Source organism: Desulfovibrio sp. (assembly GCF_014803725.1).
Taxonomy (GTDB): Bacteria; Desulfobacterota; Desulfovibrionia; order Desulfovibrionales; family Desulfovibrionaceae; genus Desulfovibrio.
This window is the reverse complement of sequence record NZ_JAAVBE010000015.1, coordinates 82773-88772: the sequence shown is the minus strand read 5'-3', so window position 1 is coordinate 88772 and position 6000 is coordinate 82773. Positions and strand designations below refer to the sequence as shown.

General features: G+C 51.3%; 6 protein-coding genes. 2 read left to right on the top strand and 4 right to left on the bottom strand.

Annotated elements, in window-relative coordinates:
* Positions 1–417, top strand: a 417-nt coding sequence (locus tag HDR50_RS04590) for an integrase core domain-containing protein (protein WP_291356340.1), incomplete at its 5' end; no start/stop codon positions are given.
* Positions 418–527: 110 nt separating this feature from the next.
* On the opposite strand, the gene HDR50_RS04585 is transcribed toward HDR50_RS04590, so the two are convergent.
* The 4 genes from HDR50_RS04585 to lysM form a co-directional block, all read right to left on the bottom strand.
* Positions 528–1847, bottom strand: a complete 1320-nt coding sequence (locus HDR50_RS04585; protein WP_291356338.1) for a mechanosensitive ion channel family protein — start codon at positions 1845–1847, stop codon at positions 528–530.
* A 607-nt stretch (positions 1848–2454) separates the two neighbouring features.
* Positions 2455–2901, bottom strand: coding sequence for an ACT domain-containing protein (locus HDR50_RS04580; protein WP_291356336.1), 447 nt, complete (start codon positions 2899–2901; stop codon positions 2455–2457).
* 17 nt (positions 2902–2918) lie between these two features.
* Complete coding sequence (locus HDR50_RS04575; RefSeq protein WP_291356334.1) at positions 2919–4226, bottom strand: phenylacetate--CoA ligase; 1308 nt, start codon at positions 4224–4226, stop codon at positions 2919–2921.
* Positions 4227–4809: 583 nt separating this feature from the next.
* Positions 4810–5250 carry a peptidoglycan-binding protein LysM gene (lysM, locus tag HDR50_RS04570; RefSeq protein ID WP_291356332.1) on the bottom strand — a complete coding sequence of 147 codons (441 nt, stop codon included), beginning with the start codon at positions 5248–5250 and terminating at the stop codon, positions 4810–4812.
* Positions 5251–5696: 446 nt separating this feature from the next.
* Here lysM and HDR50_RS04565 point away from each other — a divergent pair, with 446 nt between their 5' ends.
* Positions 5697–5933, top strand: a complete 237-nt coding sequence (locus HDR50_RS04565; protein WP_291356330.1) for a DUF3175 domain-containing protein — start codon at positions 5697–5699, stop codon at positions 5931–5933.
* The last annotated feature ends 67 nt before the right edge of the window (positions 5934–6000 follow it).

Below are 6000 nucleotides of genomic sequence, written 5' to 3'. Positions count from 1 at the left end.
GCCCTGGAAGTGGATATATCGCTTTCCGGCCAACGGGTGGTTCAGGTGCTGGAGCGCCTTCGGTTGCAAGGACGCCTGCCACGCAGACTCCTTACGGACAATGGGCCGGAGTTCACAGGTCATGCCCTGAATGCATGGGCGCAAAAACATGGCTTTGGCCTCGCGCATAGTCGGCCAGGGAAACCCACAGATAACGGTTTTGTGGAAAGTTTCAACGGCAGGCTGCGTGATGAATGCCTGAATCAGAATATTTTCGTTTCCTTGGCGGAAGCCCGGCGCCTCCTCGAAGATTGGCGACAGGATTATAACTGCAACCGCCCCCACAGCGCCCTTGGTTGGCAAAGCCCGGCGGCTTATCGGGCAGCCCATCAACCCCCAAACCGGACAGGAGCCACTAACTTATCCTTGGTATCATGAATGGGGTAGGGTCACAAAGCGCTCCCTGTTGATTTGCGACATGGCAACGCGCCGGCCGGCGAGAAATTCCTCGCACCCCAAAAGAATGGCGGCAGTATCAAGAGAAAGCACTAAGAATTTGCTAAAAACGAAGTAGACGGCGCGTTGGTACTTTTTATTGAAGTTGGAGCAGAGTTGGCTGCAATGATCTTATTAGTGAAGCTATTATAGTTACAGAGATCAAGCTCAAAATCTTTCGTTACTGAAAAGAAATGCTCAATCACTTCATCACTAATCTGTACATATTCCACCCAGGAAGTCACATTGGAATAGCAATAAATGCGAACTGGAATACCAAACTCCACTTCTGGCTGAAGATTGACGAGCAACCACTCATTTTGCGCGATTCGAGGGTGTGCGCGAAGATACGTGAACATATATGCGCGATAGAGGCCGAGATTAGTGGCCATACCGCTCTGTTGAGGCGCCTTGGTCAACGCAAGACCACCCGCAGCGCTTGCCTCTTCAATCTGTTTCAGCATTATAGGGTATTTCTTCGATATGGCAGAAAAAAGTTCCGCTGTGGATGGCGACACACTGCATGGGTCAATGTATATACATGACTCTATACGCCTTGCGCCAGTATCAAACATTCCACGCCAGTTCACAAAAGACCCTGAAATAAGCTTATACGGGGATAGGATGGCAGTTGTATTATCCCAATTTTTCACCTTGACAGAGGAAAGGGTAACATCCAGCACATTTCCATTAACTGATGTTCCATCAACAACTATCCAGTCGCCCTTTCTTATCATATCATTGCTTGAAAGCTGGATCGTTGCCACAAGCCCGAGAATACTGTCTTTGAATATAAGAAGTAAGACAGCAGATAATGCTCCGATACCGGCGAGCAAGGAAAAAGGAGATTCATTGATAAGCACTGATACGATGAGTATAACCGCTATGAGCCATACTATCCCCCTGCACATATTAAGGATTCCCTCTAATGGCAGATTTTTCGTATTCTTAATTTCATTAAAAATAACCCATTCGAGTTTTAAAATAGCACAGACAGCGATAGCAAGCGTTATGATCAGATAGATTATTGCAATTTTTTGTATTATATATAGAGTCAAACTTTCGTAAGTAAAGGCAAATGGTACAAGACCAAGAAATACGGCAGGTGCTATAAATTTTGAACAGGATTCAAGTGTTCCAAGTTTTTTGATATGTTCCACCCATCTATTTTTACTAAACACTGGCAGTCTTTGCGTAATGAAAAGTACAAGTTTTCGCAAACTATAGCTGATACCCAGGGTAATTATCATAACCAATATAACATATAATGTCTCTTGCGCGTAGGTTTTATCATGAAGACCGACGGCGCTAAGAAGCCAGTCCACAATATCGAGTAACCATTGAGCAATTTCATGTCGTAGTATTGAAATCATTGGATTCCTATCCCAAATCAACGTTTTAGAAGCTTAATCCTCTACCACATCTTGAGCAAAATCTCTTTATAAACAAATAAACATTAACACTTGATCAAGCTTACATGTAATTAAATTTATTATTTCATACTGTAATTAATGCATATCAATGCTGCCACCACTCGTTTTGGAATATTTAATCAAATTCGGGTAATTTTCATATGCCGGATTTGTTTTGTAAGCAACTTCGCTGGCGATAGAAATATTTATTATGATTTTCTTGTGTAATTTCCTAGCTGCGACGTTGAAGCGTTCACATGAAAAATCATAAGATACTTTTTTCTCCGAATGTCGGAGCCGGAGCTCTCTTAAAGTATATAATTTATGCGCGTACCCGGATGAACGTCATCTCCTGATGCGTCCTTATTTTATCATGAACAGACGCCCCTTTCCGGCACGGCCTGACGCCCCCCTTCCTCGCCAGTGCTTTTGTATCCCCCGGGCCTTGCCCGCATGCTTCCATGCTGGCAAGGCCCGGGGGATACTTTTTGTCCGGCCTGTATGCCGGCGCCCCCCACGCGTTGGTGCGGCTCCTCACGGCAACCGCGCGATAAAATATCCTCCGGATTTACCAGAGTATCTTGCCGTTCTCCCCATCTGAGGAAATGGTCGGGAAGCCGGCTTCCTGCAGGATGGCCGCGGCCTTGTCCATTTCCCCGTCGTCAAGACGGAAAGCCACATAGGCGCGGTCATGTTGCCGCCCCGCGAAGGCGTACAGGTATTCGATGTTGATATTGTGGTTGCCGAGCACCTCGAGCGCATCGGCCAGGCTCCCGGCCTGGTCTTTCAGCACCACCGCCAGCATGGGCGTGATCTTGAACACATAGCCGGCATCGCGCAGCACAGTGGTGGCGGCATAGACATCATCGACGATGATGCGCAAGATGCCGTAATCCTGCACATCGGCGAGCGAAAGGGCGCGCAGATCGATCTTGTGCTCCCGCAGCACGTTTGCCACGGCCGAAAGCGATCCGGGCCTGTTCTCGATAAAGACGGATATTTGCTTGATAGGCATGGTTCACGCTCCAGAAATTAATGCAGTTTCCGCTTGTCGATGACGCGCTGGGCCTTGCCTTCGCTGCGCGTGATGGACTTGGGCGCCACCAGCTTAACATTGGCATGGATGCCCAGCATGGACTTCAAATCCGCGACCAGTTCGTTTTCCTTGGCGGCCACAGCGGAGAGGCTGTCCGAGAACATCTCGTTGGTCATTTCGACCTGCACTTCGAGGGTGTCGCTGTTCTTCACCCTGTCCACGATTATCTGGTAATTGGCCGGATAGTTGCGGTTGATGAGCACCGTCTCGATCTGCGACGGGAAGACGTTGACGCCCTTGACGATGAGCATGTCGTCGCTTCTGCCCATGGGGCGCGACATCTTGATATGCGTGCGCCCGCAGGAACACGGCTTGCGCGAGAGCTTGCAGATATCCCGCGTGCGGTAGCGGATGAGGGGGAAAGCCTCCTTGGTGATACTGGTGAACACCAGCTCGCCGATTTCGCCCTCGGGCAGGACTTCCCCGGTTTCCGGGTCGATGATTTCCGGGATGAAGTGGTCCTCGTTGATATGCAGCCCGGATTGCTCCTCGCATTCAAAGGAAACGCCGGGGCCGGAGAGCTCGGTCAGGCCGTAAATATCGTGCGCTTTGATGCCCAGGCTTTCCTCGATGCTTTTGCGCATCTCCTCGCTCCAGGCTTCGGCACCGAAGATGCCGGCCTTGAGCTTGAGCTTGTGCTTAAGGCCCTTTTCGGCAATCATTTCGCCGATATAGGCCGCGTAGGACGGCGTGCAGCAGAGGATGGTGGCCTCGAGGTCGCACAGGAACTGGATCTGGCGCTCGGTATTGCCCGACGACATGGGGAGCGTCAGGCTCCCGACCTTGTGCGAGCCGCCGTTCAAGCCTGGGCCGCCGGTGAACAGGCCATAGCCGTAGCAGACATGGACCACATCGTTTTTGTCGCCCCCGGCCGCCACGATGGCCCGCGCGCAGCACTCGTCCCACAGGTCGATGTCCGGCTGCGTGTAAAACGCCACCACGCGCTTGCCCGTGGTGCCGCTGGTGGACTGGATGCGCACGCAGTCGGAAAGGGGCCGCGCCAGGAGGCCGTAAGGATAGGCCTCGCGCAGGTCGTTCTTGTCCAGGAAGGGCAGGAGGTGCAGGTCCTGCCGGCCCCGGATGTCCTCCGGCTTGACACCGCGTTTGTCCATAAGGTTGCGGTAATAGGGCACATTTTCATACACCCGTTTCACCGTGTCGCGCAGGCGCTCGTCCTGCCAGGCAAAAAGCTGTTCAACGGGCGCGCATTCGATTTCGGGTTGAAAATACTTTTTTTCCGGCATGATCCGATCCGTGTTTTGGGGGTTGTGGAGGGATGAGTGCTTGAAAACAACGTGCGCCAGAGCCGAAAAATGGCCTGTCAGCTGGAATCCTTGGGAATCAGGTTTTGAATAGATGATACATGGCATTAAATCAAGGCTGCGCGGGAGGAAACTCACCTGAAAACGAAGCGTTCAGATATGTTATATAACTAATATTATTATATATTTAATGCGATATACCGCCTGTTTCCGCGCCGCTCGGTGAACCTGGGAGCGACGCAGACGAGACCAGATGGTTGAGGCGAACCCCGCGGGAAGAATCCCTGAATCCATGGTATGAAAAATACTTCCCTGCAATAGGAGGCAGGAGAAGGTTATCTCAAGATTTTGTTCGGACAAAATGGCCGGGATTGCACCAGAAACCGCTCGCCGACTGCGCCGCGCAGCTTCTGTGAAAGCGCACCGGCAGTATCAAACAAGCCGTGCGCCATGCCAAATTGAATTGATCGGAGCGAGTGAGCGTCCCACCAGACCGGGGAAAGCCTGTTAAACAAAAATAGCCCGCCATACTGACGGGCTATGGAAAATACGGTCAATGTAGAAACTACTTCAGGGGCGGTATGCGCAGCTTCTGGCCAGGATAAATTTTGTCCGGGTCTTTTAACATGGGCGTATTGGCCTCAAAGATCATGGTATACTTGCCGCCCTTGCCTTTGCCATAGACCGTTTCGGCAATTTTCCAGAGGGTATCGCCCTTTTTTACTTCATAGAAAACGGATTCTTCGGCAGGGGTCTCCACCTGAATATCATCAGTCTTTACAGCGGCGACACCCGCGTTGTTGCCCACTGCCAACACGGCCTTTTCCAGGGTGGCCTGATCCTTGACCGAACCCTTGAGGACCACCTGATCGCCCTCCACATGGACCTGAAGATCTTTTGTATCCAGCCCCTGGGCATCCAGATGCTTTTTCAGTTCATCCGCCTTTGCTTCGCCACCGCCGAAGATTTTCTCACCCACATCCTTCAGAAAAGAAAAAATACCCATTTTCTGCTCCTGTGTTGAGTGCTTCTCTCCTCTGGCCGGCTGCTCCCATGTTCGTTTTTCTCAACGAACAGCCGCCATATTTCTGGAATATTTGTAACTTATAATTTGTGGGCTTGCAATAAGTCGTATTTCAGCCAGAGAGTATCCTTATCAGTGGTGTCACTCTCTCACAGCCTGGAAGCCCGCGTAGAGTTTTTCGTAACCCGCCATCTCTCGTGGCTGGTCTTCACCGCATCGTTGTCCGATGCGCAAGCCGTTGGGCGTCCTTTTCCTCCACAGCCGCAGGCAACCCTTGGAAAACCTCCGATGACGGCCCGGGCCAGGGCAAATCGCACCATCCTCGGGCGCCCCCAATTTCCCCCAATTTTCTGCTTGAGCCATCTCACACGCTTTTATAAGCTGGGCAGTGATAAAACTGTCCATAAAAATTCACAGGAGAGGAAAAAATGGAAGAGAGAGACTGGTCCGAAAACGTGCAGACCCATTGGCACCCGGCCCCGGGCTTTTTTGAACAGTCAGCGCAGGCCATCGCCGAGGGGCTGCAAGCCAATTCCGACAGCTACCGTCAGGCCATGGACCGGCTGGATTTTTACATCAACCGCGCGGGGGACAAGCTGAAAGATCCGCAGAAATTTGAACAGGCCAAGACGATCCTGCGGGAACTCTACGGGCGGAGTGAATAAGCCAAGAAGAAGTTTTCCTGGCGAGCCCAGTGTTGTCATTTGACCTCAGTTCAAATTGCGACACATC

Coding starts and splice junctions, on each gene's coding strand:
- HDR50_RS04585 (WP_291356338.1), bottom strand. CDS start 1,847: ATGATTTCAATACTACGACATGAAATTGCTCAATGGTTACTCGATATT.
- HDR50_RS04580 (WP_291356336.1), bottom strand. CDS start 2,901: ATGCCTATCAAGCAAATATCCGTCTTTATCGAGAACAGGCCCGGATCG.
- HDR50_RS04575 (WP_291356334.1), bottom strand. CDS start 4,226: ATGCCGGAAAAAAAGTATTTTCAACCCGAAATCGAATGCGCGCCCGTT.
- lysM (WP_291356332.1), bottom strand. CDS start 5,250: ATGGGTATTTTTTCTTTTCTGAAGGATGTGGGTGAGAAAATCTTCGGC.
- HDR50_RS04565 (WP_291356330.1), top strand. CDS start 5,697: ATGGAAGAGAGAGACTGGTCCGAAAACGTGCAGACCCATTGGCACCCG.